The following is a 21,426-nucleotide window of genomic DNA, read 5'->3' as shown; positions in this document are numbered from 1 at the left end:
GTTTGTTCCGTCTCCCACCCATCGATCCGCAGACTTCTATCTCCGAAGGACTTTCATGACGACCCCGCTACGGCCACATCCTCTGTCACCCCTGTCCATGGCGCTGGGAACCTTGCTGGTTACGGCCCTGTGTGCACCCGTGCACGCCCAGAGCCTGCTGGAAGTGGTGGAGTCGGCCCGCACGTACGACACGGCCTGGCAGTCGGCCCGTGCGCAGCTGGACGCGGCAGCGCGCCGTGCCGACCAGGCGCGCGCGGGCCTGCTGCCCACCGCCGGGCTGACGGCCGGCCTGAACCGGGCCAATGTGGAACTGAACCGGCCCCCGGTCGAGAACACCGGCACCCAGCAAACGCTGGGTGTGCAGGCATCGCAGCCCTTGTTCCGCCCCGCCAACCGCATCAACCTGCAGCAGAGCCAGCGCGGTATCGATGTGGCGCAGGCGCAGCTCGACGCCGCCACGCAGGACCTGCTGGTGCGCGTGAGCCAGGCGTACTTCGACGTGCTGGCCGCACAGGACACGCTGACCTTCGTGCAGGCGCAAAAAGCCGCCGTGTCCGAGCAACTGGCGTCTGCCAAGCGCAATTTCGAGGTGGGCACCACCACCGTCACCGATTCACGCGAAGCCCAGGCCCGTTACGACCTGGTGATCGCGCAGGAGATCGCGGCTGAGAACGACCTGCGCGTCAAGCGCCTGGCGCTCGACCAGCTCGTCGGCATAGCCGGCACCACCCCCAAGCCGCTGGCCCTGCCCGCACCGCTGCCCACCGTGCAACCGGACAACGTCGCCCTGTGGGTGGACACGGCCCGCGACCAGCAGCCCGGCGTGCGCCAGGCGGTCATCGCGCTCGACATCGCGCGGCTGGAGACCAAAAAGGCCGAGACCGGCCACCTGCCCACGGTGGACCTGCAGGCGGGCTACAACGTCACGCGCAACCCCAACGGTACGGTCACCTCTCCGGGCGTGAACAGCCGCACCAACAGTGCCAGCGTGGGCGTGGCGTTCAATTTGCCGCTGTTCGCGGGCTTCTCGGTGCAAAACCGCATCCGTGAAACCCTGGCGCTGGAAGACAAGGCCGCCGCCGACCTGGAAACCACCCGCCGCAACGTGGCCCAGGCCACGCGCGCAGCGTTCTTCGGCGTGCAGTCCGGCCAGGGCCAGGTGCAGGCGCTCGAAGCCGCCGAGGCCTCCAGCCAGAGCGCGCTGGACGCCAACAAGCTGGGCTACCAGGTGGGGGTGCGCATCAACATCGACGTGCTGAACGCCCAAAGCCAGCTGTTCCAGACCAAGCGCGACCTGGCCCAGGCCCGCTACAACGTGCTGCTGGGCACACTGAAGCTGCGCCAGGCGGCCGGCACGCTGACGCAGCAGGATGTCGAGGCGATCAACGCGTTGCTGGTCCGCTAAGTCGCTGGTCGCATAAGTCAAGCCGCCGCGTCGCCCGCCGAAGATCGTCTTCACGGGCAGGCACCGGCAGCAGCCGGCAGCGACAGCCACAGCGGTGGCGCGCACGGTCGTGTCAGCCGCCAGCGGCCACGGACCTGGCGGGCAACACGATGCCCAGCACGGCCTGCGCCGTGGCCAACGCCCCGCCCCGGTGGTCGTCGGCAAAGCGGCTGGCGCGGTAGCTGGCGCTCTTTTGCAGCTCGGGGTCGAGCGCCAGCTCAACTGCTTGTGCCACGCCGCCAGCCATGTCCGGCACCCGGCGGGCAGCACCTGCTGCGCATGCCTGCTCTGCCGCTTGCGCAAAATTGAAGGTGTGCGGGCCCAGCACCACCGGGCAGCCGCAGGCGGCGGCTTCGATGAGGTTTTGCCCACCGAGCGGCGCGTAGCTGCCGCCCAGCATCGCCACGTGGGCCAGGCCGTAGTACAGCGTCATCTCGCCCAGTGAGTCTCCCAGCCACACGTCGGCGGCCGGGGGGGCACCTGCCCAGGTGCTGCGGCGGGACACAGTCAGGCCAGCGTGCAGCAACAACTGGTGCACCTCGTCAAAGCGCTGCGGGTGGCGCGGCACGATGAGCCACTGCACGCTGCGGGCGGTGGCGTCACCATCGCCCGATGCTTCATTATTGATAGCGCCTTGCGCTTTCCCAGCCAGCGGTAGCGCCGTTTTTTGCTTGAAATTCTCCAGCCACATGGCTTCCTCGCCCTCGCGGCTGCTGGCCAGCATGACGACCGGGCGCGCGGCCTGGTCGCGCCAGGTGCGGCCTTGCGAGAGCTGCCGGGCGTCTGGCACCACGTCGAACTTCAGGTTGCCGAACACGCCGCGCACCTTGGCGCCGATGGCGCGCAGGCGGTCGGCGTCGTCCTCGGTCTGGGCCCACACCGCCGTCAGGCCTGCGTAGGCGGGGCGCGCCAGCGGGGCTAGGCGCTGGGCGTTGCGCAGCGACTTGGCGTTCAGCCTGGCATTGGCCAGCACCAGCGGCACGCCGCGCCGGCGGCAGCCGGCCACCAGGTTGGGCCAGACCTCGGTTTCCATGAGGATGCCGATGGCCGGGCGGAACCTGCGCAGAAATCGCGCCACCGCGCCGGGCGTGTCCCAGGGCTGCCAGACCTGCACGTCGCCGGGCAGCAGCAGCTTTTCGCCCTCGGCGCGGCCGGTGGCTGTGCCGTGCGTGAGCAACAGGCGCATGCCGGGCAGCTCCTGGCGCAGCGCGGCCAGCAGGATGGCGGCGGCGCGGGTTTCGCCCAGCGAGACGGCATGGATCCACACGAACCGGCCCAGCGGGTCGGAGCTGCTGTGCGGCATGAGGCTGTCGATGGGCGCCGGGTAGCGGCCAAAGCGCTCGCCGATCGCGTGGCCGTAGCCGGGCTCGGCCTGGGCGCGGCGGCGCAGCTTGCGGCGCAGCAGGGGCTGTGCGCCCCAGGTGACCACTGAATAGAGCGCGCGGGCGGGGTTCATGCCGCGGCGAGGTGCAGGTCGACCGACACCACACCGCCGCTCCAGCCGCTGTCGCCGCGTGCCGCCCACACGATGCAGGGCACATCGCCATCGGCCGCCACCACGCAGCGGCCACCCGCCTCCCAGAAGGCACTGCCGCCCGCGCTGACGTAGCCGCCGGACGGCCCGCTGTAGTTGGCCAGCAGCACGGCCATGCTGTGGTCGCGCGCATAGCCCTGCAGCAGCTCGGATTCAGGGCCGTAGCCCTGGTGGCTGACCAGCGCCCCGGCGGCGTACAGCGTGGCACCGGCAGCGTGCGCGGCACGGGCGTGCTCGGGGTGGGTGATGTCGGCGCACACCGCCATGCCCGTGGGCTCGCCCGCCAGCAGGTGCACCTGCGCGTCGTCGGTGCCCGGGCTGGCAAAGGACTCTTCGCTGGCATGCAGGTGGCGCTTACGGTACAGCGCGGTACTGCCGTCCCCATTCAGCACCCAGGCGCCGATGGCGGGCAGTGCGCCGTCCTGCACCGGCGCGGCAGGGCCGCCCACCACCAGGGCCATGCCATGGTCGCGTGCAGCCTGGCGCAGGGGCGCCAGCGCCGCGTGGTCGGCATGCAGCACGTTGGCGGCCAGCACGGACGGCTCGTAGCCGGTGAGCGAGAGCTCCGGAAACACCAGCACCTGCACCCCCTGGCTCGCCGCCACCCGCACAAAGGCCAGGTGGGTCTGCACGTTGCGCGCCACGTCTCCAGGGACGGACGGCGACTGTGCGGCGGCAACGCGTAAGGGGGTCGAAAACTGTGGGTTCACGCAGGCAACTCGCTAAAAATCAACGGTGAAAGAAGGTGGCAGTGGCAGTGAAAGCCACAGCCAGGGTGCCCATCAATGGCTGGCAGCGCCCACATGGGCGTCGGGCTTGACCCTGTGCAGCAGCGCCAGCATGGCCGCCTCGATGCGCGCCAGCGCCTCTTCGGTATGTCCCTCAAAGCGCAGCACCAGGACCGGCGTGGTGTTGCTGGCGCGGATCAGGCCAAAGCCGTCTGGCCAGTCGACCCGCAGGCCGTCGATGGTGCTCACCGTGGCGGGCGCCGAGAAGGTACCTGCAGCCAGGCCCTGCAGCTCGGCCGTCAGGCGGTGCGGCTCGCCCTCGGCGCACGAGACATTGAGCTCGGGCGTGGAGAAGCTGGTGGGCAGGGCGTTGAGCACGGCGCTCGGGTCTTGCGACCTGCTCAGAATCTCCAGCAGGCGGCAGCCCGCGTAGGTGCCGTCGTCGAAGCCGTACCAGCGCTCCTTGAAGAAGATGTGGCCGCTCATCTCGCCGCCCAGCGGAGAATTCGTCTCCTTCATGCGGGCCTTGATGAGCGAGTGGCCGGTCTTGAACATCACCGGCACGCCGCCGGCCGCCGCAATGGCGGGCGCCAGGCGCTGGGTGCACTTCACGTCGAAGATGATCTCGCCGCCGGGTACGCGCGAGAGCACGTCCTGGGCGAACAGCATCATCTGGCGGTCGGGGAAGATGTTGGTGCCGTCCTTGGTCACGATGCCCAGTCGGTCGCCGTCGCCGTCGAAGGCCAGGCCCAGTTCGGCGTCGCTGGTCTTCAGGGCCTCGATCAGGTCGCGCAGGTTCTCGGGCTTGCTGGGGTCTGGGTGGTGGTTGGGGAAGTTGCCGTCCACCTCGGAGAACAGCTCGACCACCTCGCAGCCCAGCGCACGGAAGATGCCGGGGGCCGACGCGCCGGCAATGCCGTTGCCGCAGTCCACCACCACCTTGAGCGGGCGGGCCAGCTTGATGTCGCCCACGATGCGCTCGGTGTACGCCGGCAGCACGTCCACGTGCCGCACGGAGCCGCCGGCCTGGAGTTGCCAGCTTTCCTGCTCCATGGTGCGGCGCAGGCCCTGGATCTCTTCACCGTAGATGGCGCGGCCGTTGAGCACCATCTTGAAGCCGTTGTAGTCCTTGGGGTTGTGGCTGCCCGTGACCTGGATGCCGCTGTGGCACAGCGTGCTGGCCGCAAAGTACAAAAGCGGCGTGGTCACCAGGCCCACGTCGATCACCTCGATGCCCGCTTCCACCAGCCCCTGGATCAGCGCGGCCGACATGGCGGGGCCCGACAGGCGCCCGTCGCGGCCCACGGCCACCGTGGTCTGGCCTTCGGCGCGGGCGGCGGTGCCAAAGGCCCGGCCCAGGCCCAGGGCCACTTCTTCATTCAAGGTGGACGGCACGATGCCGCGGATGTCGTAGGCTTTGAAAATGGCGGGCGTGGGTTGCACGTAAGGGCCTTTCGCGAAGGGATAAGAGGGAGTCCGACACATTGTAGGCGGGGCATTCCGTGCCCTAGGGTAATCACCCCCACGCCCCAAAACCGCCCCGGGAGGCACATGTCCGAAAACGGCCAGTGCGCACGCGCCCACTGCCTATGATCGGGCCCATGACCTCCCCTGCCCCGCCCTCAGTTGCTGCCGCCGCCGATCCCGCCCTGGACGAAGGCCGCTACCTGGCGGTGATGGCGCGGGATGCGCGTTTCGACGGGCATTTTTTTACCGGCGTGACCTCCACCGGCATCTACTGCCGCCCGGTGTGCGCGGTGCGCACGCCGCGGCGCGAGAACTGCCGCTTTTTCGCACTGGCCGCCCAGGCCGAGCATGCGGGCTTTCGCCCCTGCCTGCGCTGCCGGCCCGAGCTGGCGCCCCAGGCCCTGGTGTGGTCGGTGCAGGATGCGAGCAGCATCCTGGTGCAGCAGGCGGTAAGGCTGCTGGATGCGCCGGACCTCTGGCCCGCCCAGCCCGCAACCACCACCCAAGCCGACAGCGGCGCCACGGTGGCCCGCCTGGCCGAGCGGCTGGGCGTGAGCGACCGGCACCTGCGCCGCATTTTCGAAGCCGCCCTGGGCGTGTCGCCCCTGCAGTACCTGCAGACCCGCCGCCTGCTGACCGCCAAGCAGTTGCTCACCGACACCTGCATGCCCGTGACCCAGGTGGCGCTGGCCAGCGGCTTTGCCAGCGTGCGCCGCTTCAATGCGGCCTTTGTGGGGCACTACGGGCTCAACCCCACCCAGTTGCGGCGCAGCGGCACACCAGCCAGCAAGGGAGGCACAACCGGGTCACACGGCGCAGGCAGCACACTGCGCCTGGCCTGGCGCCCGCCGTTCGATGTGGCGGCTCTGCTGGCGTTCTTCGAGCGGCGGCAGTTCCATGGCGTCGAATGGGTGCTGCCCCACGAGGCCACGCTGCGGCGCACCGTGCGGCTGCCGGCCGCCTGCACCGGCATGGCGCAGGAGACCACCGGCTGGTTCAGCGCACGCTTCGACGCAGCCCGCCACCACGTGCTGCTGCAGACCAGCGACAGCCTGTACCCGGTGTTGCCGCTCGTCATCCGCCGCGTGCGCGCCATGCTGGACCTGGATGCCGACCCGGCCGCCATCAACGCGGTGCTGCACCCGCACTTTCCGGACGGCGACGGCCTGCGCGTGCCCGGCGCGTTCGACGGCTTCGAGCTGGCCGTGCGCGCCGTGCTGGGCCAGCAGATCACCGTGGCCGCGGCGCGCACGCTGGGGCAGCGCCTGGTGGAGCGGCTGGGCGAGCCCATCGACACGCCCTGGCCTGCGCTGAACCGGCTGTTCCCCACCGCCGCCACGCTCGCCATGGCCGATGGCGACACCCTGGGCCAACTGGGCATCGTGCGCCAGCGGCAGGCCGCCATCGTGGCGCTGGCCCGCGCGGTGGACGGCGGGGGCCTGGCGCTGCAGGCGGGCGCCGACGTGGCCGCTACCACCGCCGCGCTGTGCGCCCTGCCCGGCATCGGCGACTGGACGGCGCAGTACATCGCCATGCGCGTGCTGCGCTGGCCGGATGCCTTCCCTGCCGGTGATGTGGCGCTGCACAAGGCGCTCAACGTGCAGGGCCAAAAGAATCCGGCACGCGCAGCCAGCGGGGCGTCGGAGGCGTGGCGCCCCTGGCGCAGCTATGCGGTGCTTCGGGCCTGGTCGGCAGGCACCACCGCGCAGATGCCGCAACCCGTGGCTGGCGCCTCCATCGAAACGCTACCAAAACAATAGCTACTGTCGCTCACCTGGCAAGCGGTAGCGGCCTATTTTCTTCAGAACTTATCGGATCAACCCCATGCTCTTTCATCCCCACACCGTGCAGGCACGTGCCAGCACAGCGCTCGGGCTGGTGCGCCTAGCCGCGTCGCCCGCGGGCCTGTGCGGCGTCTGGTTCGAGGGCCAGCGGCACGAGCCCGTCCACCTGCTGCACGGCGATCGCGCCTGGGCCGAGGCGGCCGGCCACACCCTGCTGCAAGAGGCCGCAGGCCAGCTGCAGCAGTACCTGCGGGGCGAGCGCGACGGCTTCGACCTGCCGCTCGACCTGTCGGGCGGCACGGCGTTTCAGCGGGACGTATGGCGCGCGCTGCTGGTCATCGGCCGCGGTGGCACCACCAGCTACGGGCGCCTCGGCCAGCAACTGGGCCGGCCGCTGGCGGTGCGCGCCGTGGGCGCGGCCGTGGGGCGCAATCCGGTCAGCGTGATCGTGCCGTGCCACCGCGTGCTCGGTGCAGACGGCAGCCTGACCGGTTACGCTGGAGGGCTGGACCGCAAAACGGCCCTGCTGGCGCTGGAACATGCGCCGCACCGGCACGACCACCCGCAGCCACTGCACCTGCGGCAGCAGCCTTGGCTGCCGGACGACCACGACATTCAAACCCTGAAAGAGCACGCATGAACAGCCCGGGAACCCAACCCGTCACCGCCTGGATCGGCGAATTCACTCTGCTGGCGGCGCTGTGGGGGTCATCCTTCCTCTTCATGCGCCTGGGCGCCTCGGAGTTCGGCCCGCTGCCCACCGCCGGGCTGCGCGTGGCGCTGGCCACGGTGTTCCTGTGGCCCATCATGCTGCGCCAGGGCCACTGGCCCGCCTTCCGCCAGCACTGGCGGCCCATCATGTTCGCGGGCGTCATCAACTCGGCGATCCCGTTCGCGCTGTTCTCCTGGGCGGTGCTGCACATCGCCACCGGGCTGTCGTCCATCCTGAACGCCACGGTGCCGCTCTTCGGCGCGTTGATCGCCTGGGCCTGGCTGGGTGACCGCATCAACCGGCTGCGATGGGCGGGCCTGGCGCTCGGCTTCGTGGGCGTTGCGCTGCTGGCCTGGCGCGCGCCGGCGGGCACGGGCTTCAAGACCGACAGCGCTGAATGGGCCATTGCCGCCTGCCTACTGGCGTCGTGCTTCTATGGGGTGTCGGCCAGCTTCGCGCGGCGCCACCTCACCGGCATCCCGCCGCTGGCCACGGCCACCGGCAGCCAGCTCGGCGCGGCGCTGGGCCTGGCGCTGCCCACGCTGTGGCTGTGGCCGGCGCAACTGCCAGGCCTGCGCGCCTGGGGCGCCATCGTGGCCATGGCGGTGCTGTGCACCGGCATTGCGTACATCCTGTACTTCCGCCTCATCGCGAGTGCAGGCCCCAGCCGGGCGCTGGCGGTGACCTTCATCGCGCCGGTGTTTGCCGTGCTGTACGGCTCCGTCTTCCTGGGCGAGCGCATCACGCCGTGGATGGTGGGCTGCGCGCTGGTGATCGTTTGCGGCACGCTGCTGTCAACGGGGCTTATCAGGACGCTGCGCCCCGGGCGCGCCCAGCCGGAACGGCCATAAACTCGGGGAATGGTTTTTTCTTTGGGCTGCTGCGATCCGACCCCTGTGCTTGACAGCGCAGGCTGCGGCGCCGACGCAGGCTGCCCCAGGCCACCGGCCCTGACAGCCGGCACAGCCATCTGCTCCCTCCCGATCTGCCACACCACCGCATACCGCCATGGGTAACAACACCCTGATGGCGGGCACGGTGCTGATGACGCTCCTGCTGGTGCTGGAGTGGCTGCCGCCCAAAGAGGCCCTGCGCCCCTCGCGCCGATCGCTCTGGCTGCTGGGCGCCGCAGGCGGCGCGGTGTCGGCAACGGCGTTCACCGCCCTGCACTGGAACGCACCCGAGCTGGGAATCGTCGCCTACCCCACCGTCGTCGCGTTCATGGGCATGTACTTTGGCGGTCTGCCTGCGGCCATCACGGCCCTGGCGGCGCTGCTGGCCGTTGTGCTGATGGCGCCGGCGGCCACACCGCCCGCGGTGATGGTGCTGGGCGCCACATGGGCGCTGGCCTGGGCTTGGCGGCGGACGTCACGGCGGCTGCCGCTGCGCTCTGCGGCGTGGATATCGCTGGCGGGCATGACCGTGACGCTGCCGGTGACGGTATCGGCCTGCCTGTGGCTAGCCAACCAGGCGCCCGCCACCTTGGGGCCGTGGCCCACCACCCTGCCCTGGCACCACGGCGCGGGCTTTTTGATGCTGGGCGTGGGCCGCCTGCTGCTGGCCGGCAAGGCCCGGGCAGAGCTGGCGCGCACCAGCACCCAGGAGGCACTTGTGCAGCGCGAGCAGCAGCTGCAACTGGCCATGGACTCCCTGGGCGGAGGTCGGTGGGAATGGGACGTGGTGGAGCGCCAGTTCCGCTGCCACGGCAAGTTCTACGAGGCCTTCGGCGTGAGCTGCGACGAGGCCGATGCCCAGGGGCTGTGGGAACGCTGGTACCAGCGCCGCCACCCGCTGGACGCCGAACGCAATGCCGCCCGGCTGGCCCGCGCCATGGACGGGCTGGACGAAACCTACGAGGCCGAATTCCGCGTGTTGGACACCAACGGCCGCTGGCGCTGGCTGATGTCGCGCGGCACCGTGGCCCGGCGCGACGCCGAGGGCAAGCCTACTGCCCTGATCGGCATGGACGTGGACATCACCGCCCACCGCGAGGTGGAAGACGCCCTGCGCTCGTCCGAGGCCAAGTACACGACCTTCTACCAGACGCTGCCCGACCCGGCAGGCATCTCGCGCATCTCGGACGGGCGCTACATCGACGTGAACCCGGCGTTCTGCGAGGTGCTGGGCCGCCCGCGCGAGGACGTGATCGGCCGCACATCCACCGAGCTCGACATCTGGGCCTCGGACAAGGAGCGCGCCCGGCTGGTCGACACCTTTCGGCGCGACGGCCGGGTGGACCGGCTGCCGCTGGTGGCCCAGGGCCGGGGTGCGCGCATCCCGGGGCTGATGTCGGCACGCTCCGTGCTTGTGGATGGCGAGAACTGCTTTGTTTTCATCTTCCACGACATGACCGAAGCCCATCGCACCAGCGACGAGCTGCGGGCGCTCAACAGCCTGCTGCAGCAGGCCGGCCGCATGGCGCGCCTGGGCGCCTGGGAGGACGAACGCGGCCAAGGCCTCGTCTACTGGTCGGACGTGTGCTTTGACATCCACGGACTGCCCCCGGGCTCGCCGCTGCCGCACGACTACATCGACCGCCTGGTGGCACCCGACTACCGCGAGCCGCTGCGCGAGCGCATCCGCCAGAGCATCCTTGAGCGCACCGAGTGGAGCATGGAGATGGAAGTGCTGCACACCGACGGCCGCTTGGTTTGGGTGCGCGCGCGCGGCGAGCCGGTGGTCGAGAACGGCCGCGTCGCCCGCGTGCGCGGCGTGATGCAGGACATCGACGAGGCCAAGCGGTCCGACCAGCGCCTGCGGCAGTCCGAAGAGCGTTTCTCGCGCATTTTTCACCTCATGCCCTACCCCATGGGCCTGTCGCACCGAAGCGACGGGCGGTATGTGGACATCAACCCCGCGTGGGTCGACATGCTGGGCATACCGCGCGCAGAAGCCATCGGCCGCACCGCCATCGAGCTGGGCATCTTCACCGAAGCCGACCGCGCGCGCCTGCTGGAGGCCGAGGGTGGCACCGGGCACCTGAGCAGCCACGAAATCACGCTGAAAGTGCGCGGCGGCACGCCCCGCACCGTGCTGCAGTCCATGCGCGCGACCGAGTTCGACGGCGAGCCCTGCTGGCTGTTTTCGGTGCACGACATCACCGACCGCAAGAAGAGCGAAGAGCAGGTGCGCGAGCGCGAGGAGCTGCTGTCGCTCACCATCTCGGCCGCATCGCTGGGCCTGTGGGACTGGAACCTGCCGACCGGCACCGTGAGCGGCGACGACCGCTGGCGCTCCATGCGCGGGCTGCCCCCGCTCGAATCCCACGAAGCGACGCCAGCCACCATCCAGTGGACGAGCGGCATCGCCCCCGACGACATCGACCGCATCACCGCCGAGATGGCGCGCCACATCGCCCACCCCGGCACACCGTTCGACGCCACCTGGCGCGTGAACCAAGCGGGCGACGCCGTGCGCTGGGTGCGCAGCCTGGGCAAGATCGTCGGCGTGGATGCCACCGGCCGCCCCGACCGCATGCTGGGCGTGGCCATCGACGTCACCCCGCAGCGCGAGCAAGAGGTGTTGCTGCAGCGGCTGGCGCTGTTCGATGCGCTCACCGGCCTGCCCAACCGCGTGCTGCTGGCGCGCAAGCTGCAGGACGCCATGGTCCAGGCACGCCGCGGCGGCACCCAGCTGGGCGTGGCCTACCTCGACCTGGACGGATTCAAGCCCGTGAACGACCGCCTGGGTCACGGCGCGGGCGACCGCCTGCTGGTGGTGGTGTCCGGCCGGCTGACGCGCGCACTGCGCCCGCTGGACACGGTGGCCCGGCTGGGCGGCGATGAGTTCGTGATCCTGATGCCCCAGCTGGAGTCCGTGCAGCACTGCGAACGCATGCTGCGCCAGGTGATGGACAGCATCTCGGCCCCCTACACGCTGGACACCGAGCGCGTGGTGGTCACCGCCAGCATCGGCTACACCCTGTTCCCGCAGGACGACGCCGACGCCGACACCTTGCTGCGCCACGCCGACCAGGCCATGTACGCGGCCAAGCAGGCCGGGCGCAACCGCTTCCACCAGTTCGACGCCGCCCAGGAGCGCGCGCTGCAGCTGCTGCGCGAACAGGGGCGCCACCTGCAAGGCGCGCTGGCGGACGCCCAGTTCACGCTGTACCTGCAGCCCAAGGTCGACATGAAAAGCGGCACCGTGGTGGGTGCCGAAGCGCTCACCCGGTGGCAGCACCCCCAACGCGGCGTGGTCTCGCCCGGCGAGTTCCTGCCCATGCTGGAAGGCACCGAGCTTGAGATCGGCTTTGGGGAATGGGTCATCGAAGCCGCCTTCCAGGTGCTCGAACAGATGCAGGCCCGCAAGAACCCGCCAGGCCTGCCCATCAGCGTGAACATCGCCGCACAGCACCTGCAGCACCCGCGGTTTGCGGAATGGATGGCCGAATGCCTGGAGCGTCACCCCAGCGTGCCCGGCCGCCTGGTCGAGATCGAAATCACCGAAAGCGCCGCGCTGTACGACCTGGCCGCCGTGGCGCACACCCTGCACGCAGTGCGCGCCCTGGGGATGGCAGTGTCGCTCGACGACTTCGGCACCGGCTACTCGTCCCTCACCTACCTGCGCCGCCTGCCCATGGACACGCTCAAGATCGACCAGAGCTTCGTGCACGGCATGATGGGCGACCCCGGCGACCTGGCCATCGTGCAAGGCGTGATCGGCCTCGCCCGCTCCTTCGGCTATCGCGTGATCGCCGAAGGCGTGGAAACCGTCGAGCAGGGACAGATGCTGCTGCAGCTGGGCTGCACACAGGCGCAGGGGTACTGTATTGCGCGGCCAATGCCGCTGGGCGATTTTCTGAGCTGGGCGTCGGAGTGGCAGCCGCCTCCAGGGTGGCAGCGGCATCGTCTCGTTCAACCCTGACGTGGCACGGGTAAGTGGATAACCCAGCCACCTCATCGCTTGTTGTTAAGCGGCTGGGGCTGGCTGGATTCTGTCGCTCATTTTTTCTGGGGCTTGTCGAGCCCCGAAACCTCTATGTGCAGGCTTCCGGTGGGCGAAGAGCGTAGCGTTGATTTTCCATCACGACCGCCAACGACATTGAACATGATCGTCCCGACAACCACGGTGTTGTAGGTCACTTCGGAGTATGGCCGCACGATGGAGGCAGAAAGATCCGATCCGTAAATGGCGATGTATCGTTCGCTGTTGTTCTGCGGATTGATGAAGATGGTTCGCTCTAAGTCATTACCTCGATTACGCAAGCTTTTTTCATCAAAGGTTCTAGTCGCTGTGTACTCAGCGTCATACACCGTCACTCGGGGAATAAAAAGTGCGTTGTCGTTGACCACACCTTTTGCACTGCTGGTCAGTGTGAGGGCATAGGGCTTTTCATAAACTGGAAGTTCCAAAAGCACGAAGAATGCTTTTGTGCCATCAAACTTGCGGGCCTGAGATTTTGCATCCACAGCAATATCCGTGGGCAATAGCGGAAGCGGAATTCGCTTGGCTTCACTCAGATCGGAACAACACAACGGCGTTTTGTCCAAGGCAGCAACGCCATCGCTCACAATCTTTTCGCCGGTCTGCATGGTCTGGCAGCCCGCCAGAGACAACGCAATGCCAGCGGTTACAAGGCGACTTTTCTGGTGTATCACGGCCGCTTCAGATCCAGGGAGATTTGCGTTGCCAGCACATCAAGCCCTGCGATAAGACCTTGCCGCGTTTTTTGGGGATCGCTGATCAAAGTATCTATGTTGGAGAACCGATACTGTTCGTCCGAAGTGAAATGAATCGCCTTGGATTGGGGCGCAGTGTACCCATAGCTGAAGGTATCGGCATAAAGCTCTTTATCGAGTTGATCGGAGAGGACAACCTTTACACCTACAGATGGAAAATAATCAGAAGTGGGTCCCGCAGCCACATATCCTCCATTCAAGCGAAAACATAAAACAGCATCTGCTTGAACGCCCATTTTCCGTGCCGTGGCCAGCATATCCTCTTCTTTTACGTCTTTCGGCAAGACCAAACGTGCAGTGGTGTAGCCCTGTGCTTGCAGTTTTTCGGCCAGAACCTTTTCGAAACGATCTCTGAGGGTTGTCTTGTTGACGTCGATCGCTTCAGTCAATCGTGAACCTTTCGCATGCATGTCCGCCGTGGCGACCAGTGCGCCTATCAGGCCGAAGCCCGCACCCGGGTGGCCAATCATGACTGCTTCATACCGGTCTTGATCAGGATCGCGAACAATGAGGACCGTCTTCAAATTAGTGGCCATTGCCTGATTGAAAGCCGTCTTTTTTGGCGCCTGAATACAACCTGTTAATAACGTGGCTACCAAAACCAAACCTGCTACGCTGATTTTTCTGAACACGCGAACCCCTCTCTTATTTGAAACCAAATAATTATTGTATTGCAAATTGCAAGCACAAAATGTCGATTTAGGTGCCTTAACAAGTCACGTTTGGGACTGAAGCCAACCCTGCAAGCGCTGCACACCGGCCTCCAGTCGCGCCGGTTCCTTGGACGCAAAACACCAGCGCAGCCAACCCTGGGCTTCCGGGGCGAACGCGTTGCCGGGCGCCAGGCCCAGCCCGGCCTCGCTGACCAACCGCTGCGCCACTGCCAGCGAATCATCGAAGCCGTGCAGGCGGAAGAAGGCATACATCCCGCCCAGCGGGCTTGCCACCTCTACCTGCGGCAGTGCAGCCAGCCGGGGCAGCAGCGTGTCGCGGCAGCGGCGCATGTGAGCCACCAGGGGCGGCGTGATCTCGCCCGCGTGCTCCAGTGCCGCCAGGCCCGCGCGCTGGGTGAACACGCTGGAGCAGGAGGTGTTGAACTCGATCAGCTTGCCCACGGCATCCACCAGCGTGGGCGGCAGCACCAGCCAGCCAAGACGCCAGCCGGTCATGAGGAAGCTTTTGGAAAAGCTCTGCACCACGATCAGCCGATCTTCGGCGTCAGAAACGTCCAGAAAGCTCGGCGCGCAGCCGTTGGGCGTGGGCTCGTAGTACAGGCGCTCGTACACCTCGTCGGCCAGGATCCAGGTGCCGGTGCGGCGGCAGTGGTCCAGGATGTCCTGCTGCTCCGCCCGAGTGAGCGTCCAGCCCGTGGGGTTGTTGGGCGCGTTGACGATGAGCAGCCGAGTGGCGGGTGTGATGGCGTCGAGCAGCGTCTGCAGATCCAGCGTCCACGCACCGCTTTCGGCCCGCAGTGGCACGCAATGCACACGCGCACCCAGCACGGCGGGCTGAGCGGTGAGGTTGGGCCACACGGGTGTGACGGCCACCACCTCGTCGCCCGCATCGAGTAGCGCCTGCATGGCGATCATCAGCGCGCTGACTCCGCCGGAGGTCACTGCGATACGGTCTGCAGTGATGGGGCCGTGCAATGTGCTGGCATAGCTGGCTATGGCCTGGCGCAGGTCGGGCAGGCCGAGGTTGTGGGAGTAGAAGGTTTCGCCGCGTTGCAGGGATTCGATAGCAGCTTGGCGGATGGGTTCAGGGGTGACTTCGTCGCTCTCGCCGAACCAGAAGGCCAGGACATCGGCGCGGCCCATGCCGGCGTTGGCGACTTCGCGGATTTTGGAGGCTTCTAGGTTTTGTACGGCTGGGCGCATGGAGGGGTCCTTGGGCGGGCTGGGGGAGGAGGATGGTTGAGCATAGCTTCAGGTGCGATGGGAATGGCGCCTTGGCGCCTGCCGATCCCAACCGTTTAGGTTGAGCTTGTCGAAACCTGCGTACTTGGACCCACGGCCGTTTGGGTTGAGCCTGTCGAAACCTGGGCGCTGCTCGCAGGCTCGCTGATTGGCCGCATGCCCTTGTTGAGGGCGGAGGCCGGGAGTCGCCCGGCGTGCGAGTAACTTTCTTTCGCGTCGCCAAGAGGGTGTAGAAGAAATAAATTATGATCCCATCGTGCCGATTCCACAGGAGCAATACGATGGCAAAGACTGGCCGGCCCCCAGTGATATCTCCTGGGGAGTACGCAGCCCTGCGAGAAGTGGTGCGCGATAACTCGCAGGCGACCCTTCCCGAACTGGCTCTGGCGTGGGGTGAGCGCATGGGCCGCAATGCCCCCAGCACTGTGACCATGCGCGCTGCTTTGAAGGCTGCTGGTTTGCAACGGACACGACCCAAGCAACAGCTCGCTCGCGCCCAGCCCCAACAGTTGGGCACGCGTTACGGCTACACCGCCCAACATCGCCCCGGCAGTTCCTCGGGCATGGCGGGTGCGCTCACCGACGCCGAATGGGCGCTGGCCCAGGACCTGTTCGAGCCAGAGCCAGGCTTGCGCGGAAGGCCCGCAACCTACAGCCGGCGTAGCGTTGTCGAAGCGTGTTGCTATGTGCTGCGTACAGGCTCTTCCTGGCGCAACCTGCCCACCCAGATCTATCCGCCTTGGCAATCGGTGCAGAAGGCATTTGTACGCTGGGCTCGGCAGGGCAAGTTTGAAGCGCTGCACGAGCGCCTGCGCCAGCAGTGGCGCCTACGTGTGGAGCGTGCCGCACAACCGAGCGAAGGCGTGATCGACTCCCAGTCCAACCGTGGCAGCCCTCAAGGCGGAACGCTGGGCTTTGATGCTGGCAAGAAGGTCCGAGGGCGTAAGCGCCACTTGGTGGTGGATACGCTGGGCTTGCTGCTGGCCGTGGTGGTTACCAGTGCCGCTGTACAGGACCGGGCAGCGGCTGGGCAGGCAGTGGCACAGGCATGCGCACGCACGGGCGGCTCGTTGAAGGTTTTGTGGGCCGACAGCGCGTACGCTGAGCAATGTGCTCAAGAGATCGAAAAGGCGCACAGTGTGCGGGTTCAGATCGTGCGCCACAGCGCACGGCACCGTTGGGATGACGCGCAGCAATCGTTGTGGAGCGAAGAGAAACCGGTAGTCATGCCTAAGAAGCGCTGGGTGGTGGAGCGCACCCACGCATGGCTGGAGCGCAACCGAAGGCTTGTGATGCACCATGATCGCAAGCCGTTTTATGCGCAGGCATGGGTATGGCTCGCGCAGTCCAGGATGCTGTTGAGCCGGCTGAAGTAGATTTCTTCTACACCCTCCGAAAGAAAGTCACCAAAGAAAGGGCGACCCTACAGCCTGCGTCCCCACTCGCCCGTTGGGCGATTGGGGCAACCTGCGGTGCTCGCGTCCAGCGGGGTCTCGCTCCAACTCGCTTCACTGCGTTGCGCTCAGACAATCGCGAGCCCTTATCCGCTGGCCGCTGCGCTCCTCGGCGCATCCTGAAGGGATGGGGGAGAGGACATCCACACGGGCCATCGCTGCGCTCGGCCCGCCTGCGCAGCGCGTGGCGCTTGCGCCCGCGCGTTCGAGGCCGAGCAACGCGATGGCCCGTGTGGCTGTTCGGCTGTTGGGATGTTCGGCTCCCACCCCCTGTGGCTGCGCCTGCGTCGGGGCGGTTGCGGGGTGAGCATGCGCGTCGAAGCGCGCATGCTTAGTCATCTAGCTCGCCGTGGCTGTCTGAACGTAGCGCCGCCGGCGCGCAGTGAGTTCCACGGCGCACCCCGCAACCGCCCCGACGCAGGTCTGCCCCGTAGCGCAGCGAAGGGGTCGCAGACTGGGGGTCGCCCTTTCTTTGGTGACTTTCTTTCGGCGACGCGAAAGAAAGTTACCGCGCCGCCGGGCGCGCACCCCGGCTCCCGCCCTCAGCACAGGCATGCCGCCAAATCAGCGAGCTAGCGAGCAGCGCCCAGGTTTCGACAAGCTCAACCCGAACGGAAAGCGGGCGATTTATAGGCACAGGCTTCGACAGGCTCAGCCCCAACGGCGGATAAGAAGCAAACCAAGCCAAAAGCAACCAGCCCCTCACTCCCCCACCAACTCCTTCACCTGCTGCAACGCCGCCGGATCCTCCATCGTCGTCAAATCCCCCGGATCCCTCCGCTCCGCCACCGCCTGCAACGCCCGCCGCAGCAACTTCCCACTGCGCGTCTTGGGCAGCACCGTCACAAAATACACCCGCGCCGGCCGCGCCACCGCACCCAGCAGGCCATCCACCTGCTTCATCACCTCGCCCTCCAGCCTCAGCCGCGCAGCGTCGTCCACCAACGCAGACGCATCCCGCGCCACCGCAAACGCGATCGCCACCTGGCCCTTGAGCGCATCGGCAATCCCCACCACCGCCACCTCGGCAATATTGGGGTGCGCAGAAATGCTCTCCTCGATCTCCCGCGTGCCCAGGCGGTGCCCTGCGACGTTGATCACGTCATCCGTACGGCCCAGAATGAAGTGGTATCCATCGGCATCCCGAATCCCCCAGTCGAACGTGCTGTAGATCAGCCGGCCAGGAATGCTCTTCCAGTAGGTATTGACGAAGCGCGCATCGTCGCGCCACACGGTCTGCATGCAGCCGGGGGGCAAGGGGCCTTCGATGGCGACCACGCCCTTTTGATCGGGGCCCGTCAGCTCTTGCCCCGTGGACTCGTCGATCAGCTTCACGTCGTAGCCGTACATCGCCTTGCCCGGGCTGCCAAAACGGGTGGTCTGCGGTTCCACGCCGTTGGCCAGGGTCAGGATGGGCCAGCCGGTCTCGGTCTGCCAGTAGTTGTCGATGATGGGCACCTGCAGGGCGTGGCTGATCCACTGCGCAGTGGGCTCATCCAGCGGCTCGCCCGCCAGCCATAGGGCCTTGAGGCTTTTGACGTTGTACTGGGCAAGGTAGGCCGGGTCCTGCTTCTTGAGCACCCGCACCGCCGTGGGGGCCGAGAACATGTGCGTCACCTGGTACTTCTCGACGATGCTCCACCACACGCCCGCGTCGGGCCGCGTGGGCAGGCCCTCGTACATGATGGTGGTCATGCCGGCGATGAGCGGGCCGTAGACGATGTAGCTGTGCCCCACCACCCAGCCGATGTCGCTGGTCGCGAAAAAGACCCCCGCGCCGCGCGTCTCACGCGTGCCAGGTCCGTCGCTGTCACTCAAGGGGGCCGCGCTGTCACCTGCGCGCGGCCCGGCATCAAAGATGTGCTTCATGCTCGCAGCCAGCGCCACCGCGTATCCGCCGGTGTCGCGCTGCACGCCCTTGGGCTTGCCGGTGGTGCCGCTGGTGTACAGCGTGTAGCTGGGGTGAGTGGATTCGACCCATTCGCAGGGCACCACGGTGTCCAGGTGCTGTTCACGCAGCGACGCCCAGTCGTGGTCACGGCCAGGCTGCAGGTGCATGGGGGCCAGGCCCCGGTTCACCAGCAGCACCGCCGAGGGCTTGTGCTTTGACAGCGCAATCGCTTCGTCCAGCAGCGGCTTGTACGGCACTACCTTGCCGTTGCGCGACCCCGCATCGGCGCTGACCACGGCCACGGGCTCGGCATCTTCGATGCGCGACGCCAGCGAGCCCGCCGCAAAGCCGCCGAATACTACCGAGTGCAGCGCGCCGATGCGCACACAGGCCAGCATGGCAAAGGCCGCCTCGGCAATCATGGGCATGTAGATGAGCACACGGTCGCCCTTCTTGACGCCCAGCGCCTTCAGCACCGCGGCCATGCGCTGCACCTCGGCATGCAGCTCGGCAAAGGTGTAGCTGCGCTCGGTGTCGGTTTCGGTAGAGATCGCCACCAGTGCAGGTTGCGTCGCCAGCCCGGCGAGGTGCCGATCTACCGCGTTGTGGCACAGGTTGGTGGTGCCGCCCACGAACCACTTGGCAAACGGAGGGTTGCTGTAGTCGCACACCTGCTGATGCGGGGTCTGCCAGTCGATCAGCTGGGCTTGTTCAGCCCAGAAGGCGTCGCGCTGGTCGATGGACTGACGATAGAAGTCGGCGTAGCGGCTCATGGTGTGTGTCTCCTCGGCATCTCGGGTGCCTGCCTGATGGCTGGTTTTGAATTCATAATTATTCATGACGGCCTTGCGGCAAGCTGACGCAGGGTTTGGGCGCCCGGGGTCTTCAGCATCACTTTGGTTTGCGCAGATCCTGTACAGGTTCGGATGCCTGCGGCGACCAGTATCGTTTTCCAGTCTGGTACCTGTTTTCGTGTCATTCGGCCGTGAGGGACTGCAGCGAAGCTGACCCTGCTATGTCCCAGGGCGGACTCCCTGTATCTGGGTTGCCTGTCGCCAATGGCATTTCACGGGGCAGTTGCGAACTTGCCAACTTGCCACGGCCAAAGGTCACATCCGCCATTGCAAGCCAGGCGATCCATCACGACCCGCATGTGGATAGTTGAAATCGAAATATCCAACGCGCCCCCCACAACACCTACATTCCGAGTCCAGGGACCACAGCGCCCGTTTCACGCCTTCCACCAGCCGCCGTCCAATCAACGCAGCCCGTCCGCTTCACAGTCCACAGCCTCACCATGAGCACATCCCCCGTCGCCACGCACGCGTCCGCCCAAGACCCGGCTGCGCAGCAGCGCCCTGCCCCCGTCACCTTCGGCGAAGCCTTCCGGTTCTGGCTCAAGCTGGGTTTCATCAGCTTCGGCGGTCCGGCCGGGCAGATCGCGATCATGCATGCCGAGCTGGTGGAGCGCCGCCGCTGGATCAGCGAGACGCGCTTTCTGCACGCGCTCAACTACTGCATGCTGCTGCCCGGCCCGGAGGCCCAGCAGTTGGCCACCTACATCGGCTGGCTGCTGCACCGCACCTGGGGCGGCATCGTGGCGGGCGCGCTGTTCGTGCTGCCGTCGCTGTTCATCCTGATTGCGCTGTCGTGGGTGTACTTGCGCTTTGGCGATGTGCCGGTGGTTGCGGGCATTTTCTATGGCATCAAGCCCGCCGTGACGGCGCTGGTGCTGCATGCAGCGCACCGCATCGGCACGCGGGCGCTCAAGAACGGCTGGATGTGGGGCATTGCCGCAGCGTCGTTCGTCGCGATCTTCGCGTTCGACACGCCCTTCCCCGCCATCGTGCTGGCTGCGGGCTTGGTGGGCTACTTCGGTGCGCAGCGCTGGCCCGCGGTGTTTGCGCTGGGGGGTGGGCACGCCAAGGCACACCAGGGCTACGGCTCGGCGCTCATCGACGACGACACGCCCACACCCGCACACGCCCGGTTTTCGCGCATCCATCTGGCCAAAGTGCTCGCGGCCGGCCTGGCGCTGTGGCTGGCGGCCATGGCGCTGCTGGTGGCCACGCAGGGATGGCAGGGCACGCTCACGCAGATGGGCTGGTTCTTCACCAAGGCGGCCATGTTGACCTTCGGCGGCGCCTATGCCGTGCTGCCGTATGTGTACCAGGGCGCGGTGGAACACTACCAGTGGCTCAGCGGGCCGCAGATGATCGACGGGCTGGCACTGGGGGAGACCACCCCCGGCCCGCTGATCATGGTGGTGGCGTTCGTTGGCTTCGTGGGCGCATGGCTGCAGCAGGTGTGGGGCGCCGATGCACTGTTTGCCGGCGCGGCTGCCGGTGCGGTGGTGGTGACCTTCGTCACGTTCTTGCCTTCGTTTATCTTCATCCTGGCGGGCGGCCCGCTGGTGGAAGCCACACACGGCAAGCTCGGCTTCACCGCGCCGCTGTCGGCCATCACGGCTGCGGTGGTGGGGGTGATCCTGAACCTGGCGCTGTTTTTTGCCTACCACCTGCTGTGGCCCAAAGGCTTCGGCGGCCCGTTTGACGCAGTGTCTGCCCTGATTGCGGTGGCGGCAGGTGTGGCGCTGTTCCGGTTCAAGATCGGCGTGCTGACCCTGCTGGGAGGTTGCGGTCTGGTGGGGCTGGCGGTGGTGCTCCTCAGACCTTGGCTAGCGTGACTGTTCGACCCGGTGGCCCCATGACCTTTGGACTGTGGCTGCTCAGCCCGAATGAGCCGTTCAGAAGCTGCATCACACAGGCCAGACTGAGGCTTCGCGGCGCTCGGGTGGCTGACTGCGCTGCGTCTT

Annotated in this window: 13 protein-coding genes and 1 pseudogene; 7 read left to right on the top strand and 7 right to left on the bottom strand. The window is 67.1% G+C overall.

Features of this window, described 5'->3' with window-relative positions; translation table 11 throughout:
• Nucleotides 1-97: 97 nt before the first annotated feature.
• Nucleotides 98-1,405 (top strand): TolC family outer membrane protein, encoded by a 1,308-nt coding sequence (locus ACSQ3N_RS12695; RefSeq protein WP_235507331.1) that lies wholly within the window; start codon nt 98-100, stop codon nt 1,403-1,405.
• A gap of 112 nt (nt 1,406-1,517) precedes the next feature.
• On the opposite strand, the gene ACSQ3N_RS12690 is transcribed toward ACSQ3N_RS12695, so the two are convergent.
• The 3 genes from ACSQ3N_RS12690 to ACSQ3N_RS12680 form a co-directional block, all read right to left on the bottom strand.
• Nucleotides 1,518-2,900: a 3-deoxy-D-manno-octulosonic acid transferase gene (locus tag ACSQ3N_RS12690; RefSeq protein WP_056166389.1), complete on the bottom strand. Its 1,383-nt coding sequence runs from the start codon at nt 2,898-2,900 to the stop codon at nt 1,518-1,520.
• Nucleotides 2,897-3,688, bottom strand: a complete 792-nt coding sequence (locus ACSQ3N_RS12685; protein WP_056166394.1) for a carbon-nitrogen hydrolase family protein — start codon at nt 3,686-3,688, stop codon at nt 2,897-2,899. The genes ACSQ3N_RS12690 and ACSQ3N_RS12685 overlap by 4 nt, the downstream gene beginning before the upstream one ends.
• 72 nt (nt 3,689-3,760) lie before the next feature.
• The gene (locus ACSQ3N_RS12680) at nt 3,761-5,149 is read right to left on the bottom strand and encodes a phosphomannomutase/phosphoglucomutase (RefSeq protein WP_056166396.1); all 1,389 of its coding nucleotides are present in this window, start codon (nt 5,147-5,149) and stop codon (nt 3,761-3,763) included.
• Nucleotides 5,150-5,307: 158 nt separating this feature from the next.
• On the opposite strand from ACSQ3N_RS12680, the gene ACSQ3N_RS12675 reads away from it, so the two are divergent.
• From ACSQ3N_RS12675 to ACSQ3N_RS12660, 4 genes are all read left to right on the top strand, one after another.
• Nucleotides 5,308-6,933 (top strand): DNA-3-methyladenine glycosylase 2 family protein, encoded by a 1,626-nt coding sequence (locus ACSQ3N_RS12675; protein ID WP_235507332.1) that lies wholly within the window; start codon nt 5,308-5,310, stop codon nt 6,931-6,933.
• Between the two features lie 64 nt (nt 6,934-6,997).
• On the top strand, nt 6,998-7,597 hold the full coding sequence (locus ACSQ3N_RS12670; protein WP_436146407.1) for a methylated-DNA--[protein]-cysteine S-methyltransferase: 600 nt from the start codon (nt 6,998-7,000) through the stop codon (nt 7,595-7,597).
• Nucleotides 7,594-8,520 carry a DMT family transporter gene (locus ACSQ3N_RS12665; RefSeq protein WP_056166400.1) on the top strand — a complete coding sequence of 309 codons (927 nt, stop codon included), beginning with the start codon at nt 7,594-7,596 and terminating at the stop codon, nt 8,518-8,520. The genes ACSQ3N_RS12670 and ACSQ3N_RS12665 overlap by 4 nt, the downstream gene beginning before the upstream one ends.
• 157 nt (nt 8,521-8,677) lie before the next feature.
• Nucleotides 8,678-12,535, top strand: a complete 3,858-nt coding sequence (locus ACSQ3N_RS12660) for a sensor domain-containing protein (RefSeq protein WP_436146406.1) — start codon at nt 8,678-8,680, stop codon at nt 12,533-12,535.
• A gap of 77 nt (nt 12,536-12,612) precedes the next feature.
• On the opposite strand, the gene ACSQ3N_RS12655 is transcribed toward ACSQ3N_RS12660, so the two are convergent.
• From ACSQ3N_RS12655 to ACSQ3N_RS12645, 3 genes and pseudogenes are all read right to left on the bottom strand, one after another.
• The gene (locus ACSQ3N_RS12655; RefSeq protein ID WP_082516852.1) at nt 12,613-13,203 is read right to left on the bottom strand and encodes a MalM family protein; all 591 of its coding nucleotides are present in this window, start codon (nt 13,201-13,203) and stop codon (nt 12,613-12,615) included.
• A 62-nt stretch (nt 13,204-13,265) separates the two neighbouring features.
• Complete coding sequence (locus ACSQ3N_RS12650) at nt 13,266-13,982, bottom strand: hypothetical protein (protein ID WP_156372024.1); 717 nt, start codon at nt 13,980-13,982, stop codon at nt 13,266-13,268.
• 84 nt (nt 13,983-14,066) lie between these two features.
• A pseudogene (locus tag ACSQ3N_RS12645) lies at nt 14,067-15,233 on the bottom strand (pyridoxal phosphate-dependent aminotransferase); the annotation flags it as partial.
• 314 nt (nt 15,234-15,547) lie between these two features.
• On the opposite strand from ACSQ3N_RS12645, the gene ACSQ3N_RS12640 reads away from it, so the two are divergent.
• Nucleotides 15,548-16,642: an IS5 family transposase gene (locus ACSQ3N_RS12640; protein WP_436147948.1), complete on the top strand. Its 1,095-nt coding sequence runs from the start codon at nt 15,548-15,550 to the stop codon at nt 16,640-16,642.
• 780 nt (nt 16,643-17,422) lie between these two features.
• Here ACSQ3N_RS12640 and ACSQ3N_RS12635 read toward each other — a convergent pair.
• Nucleotides 17,423-19,384 carry a propionate--CoA ligase gene (locus ACSQ3N_RS12635; protein ID WP_436146405.1) on the bottom strand — a complete coding sequence of 654 codons (1,962 nt, stop codon included), beginning with the start codon at nt 19,382-19,384 and terminating at the stop codon, nt 17,423-17,425.
• A gap of 524 nt (nt 19,385-19,908) precedes the next feature.
• Here ACSQ3N_RS12635 and chrA point away from each other — a divergent pair.
• Entirely contained in the window at nt 19,909-21,297 is a 1,389-nt protein-coding gene (gene chrA / locus ACSQ3N_RS12630; protein WP_436146404.1) for a chromate efflux transporter, read from the top strand.
• Nucleotides 21,298-21,426 lie beyond the last annotated feature (129 nt).

The organism is Acidovorax sp. LjRoot194, assembly GCF_964253015.1.
GTDB lineage: Bacteria > Pseudomonadota > Gammaproteobacteria > Burkholderiales > Burkholderiaceae_C > Acidovorax.
This window is presented reverse-complemented; position numbering and strand designations above follow the sequence as displayed.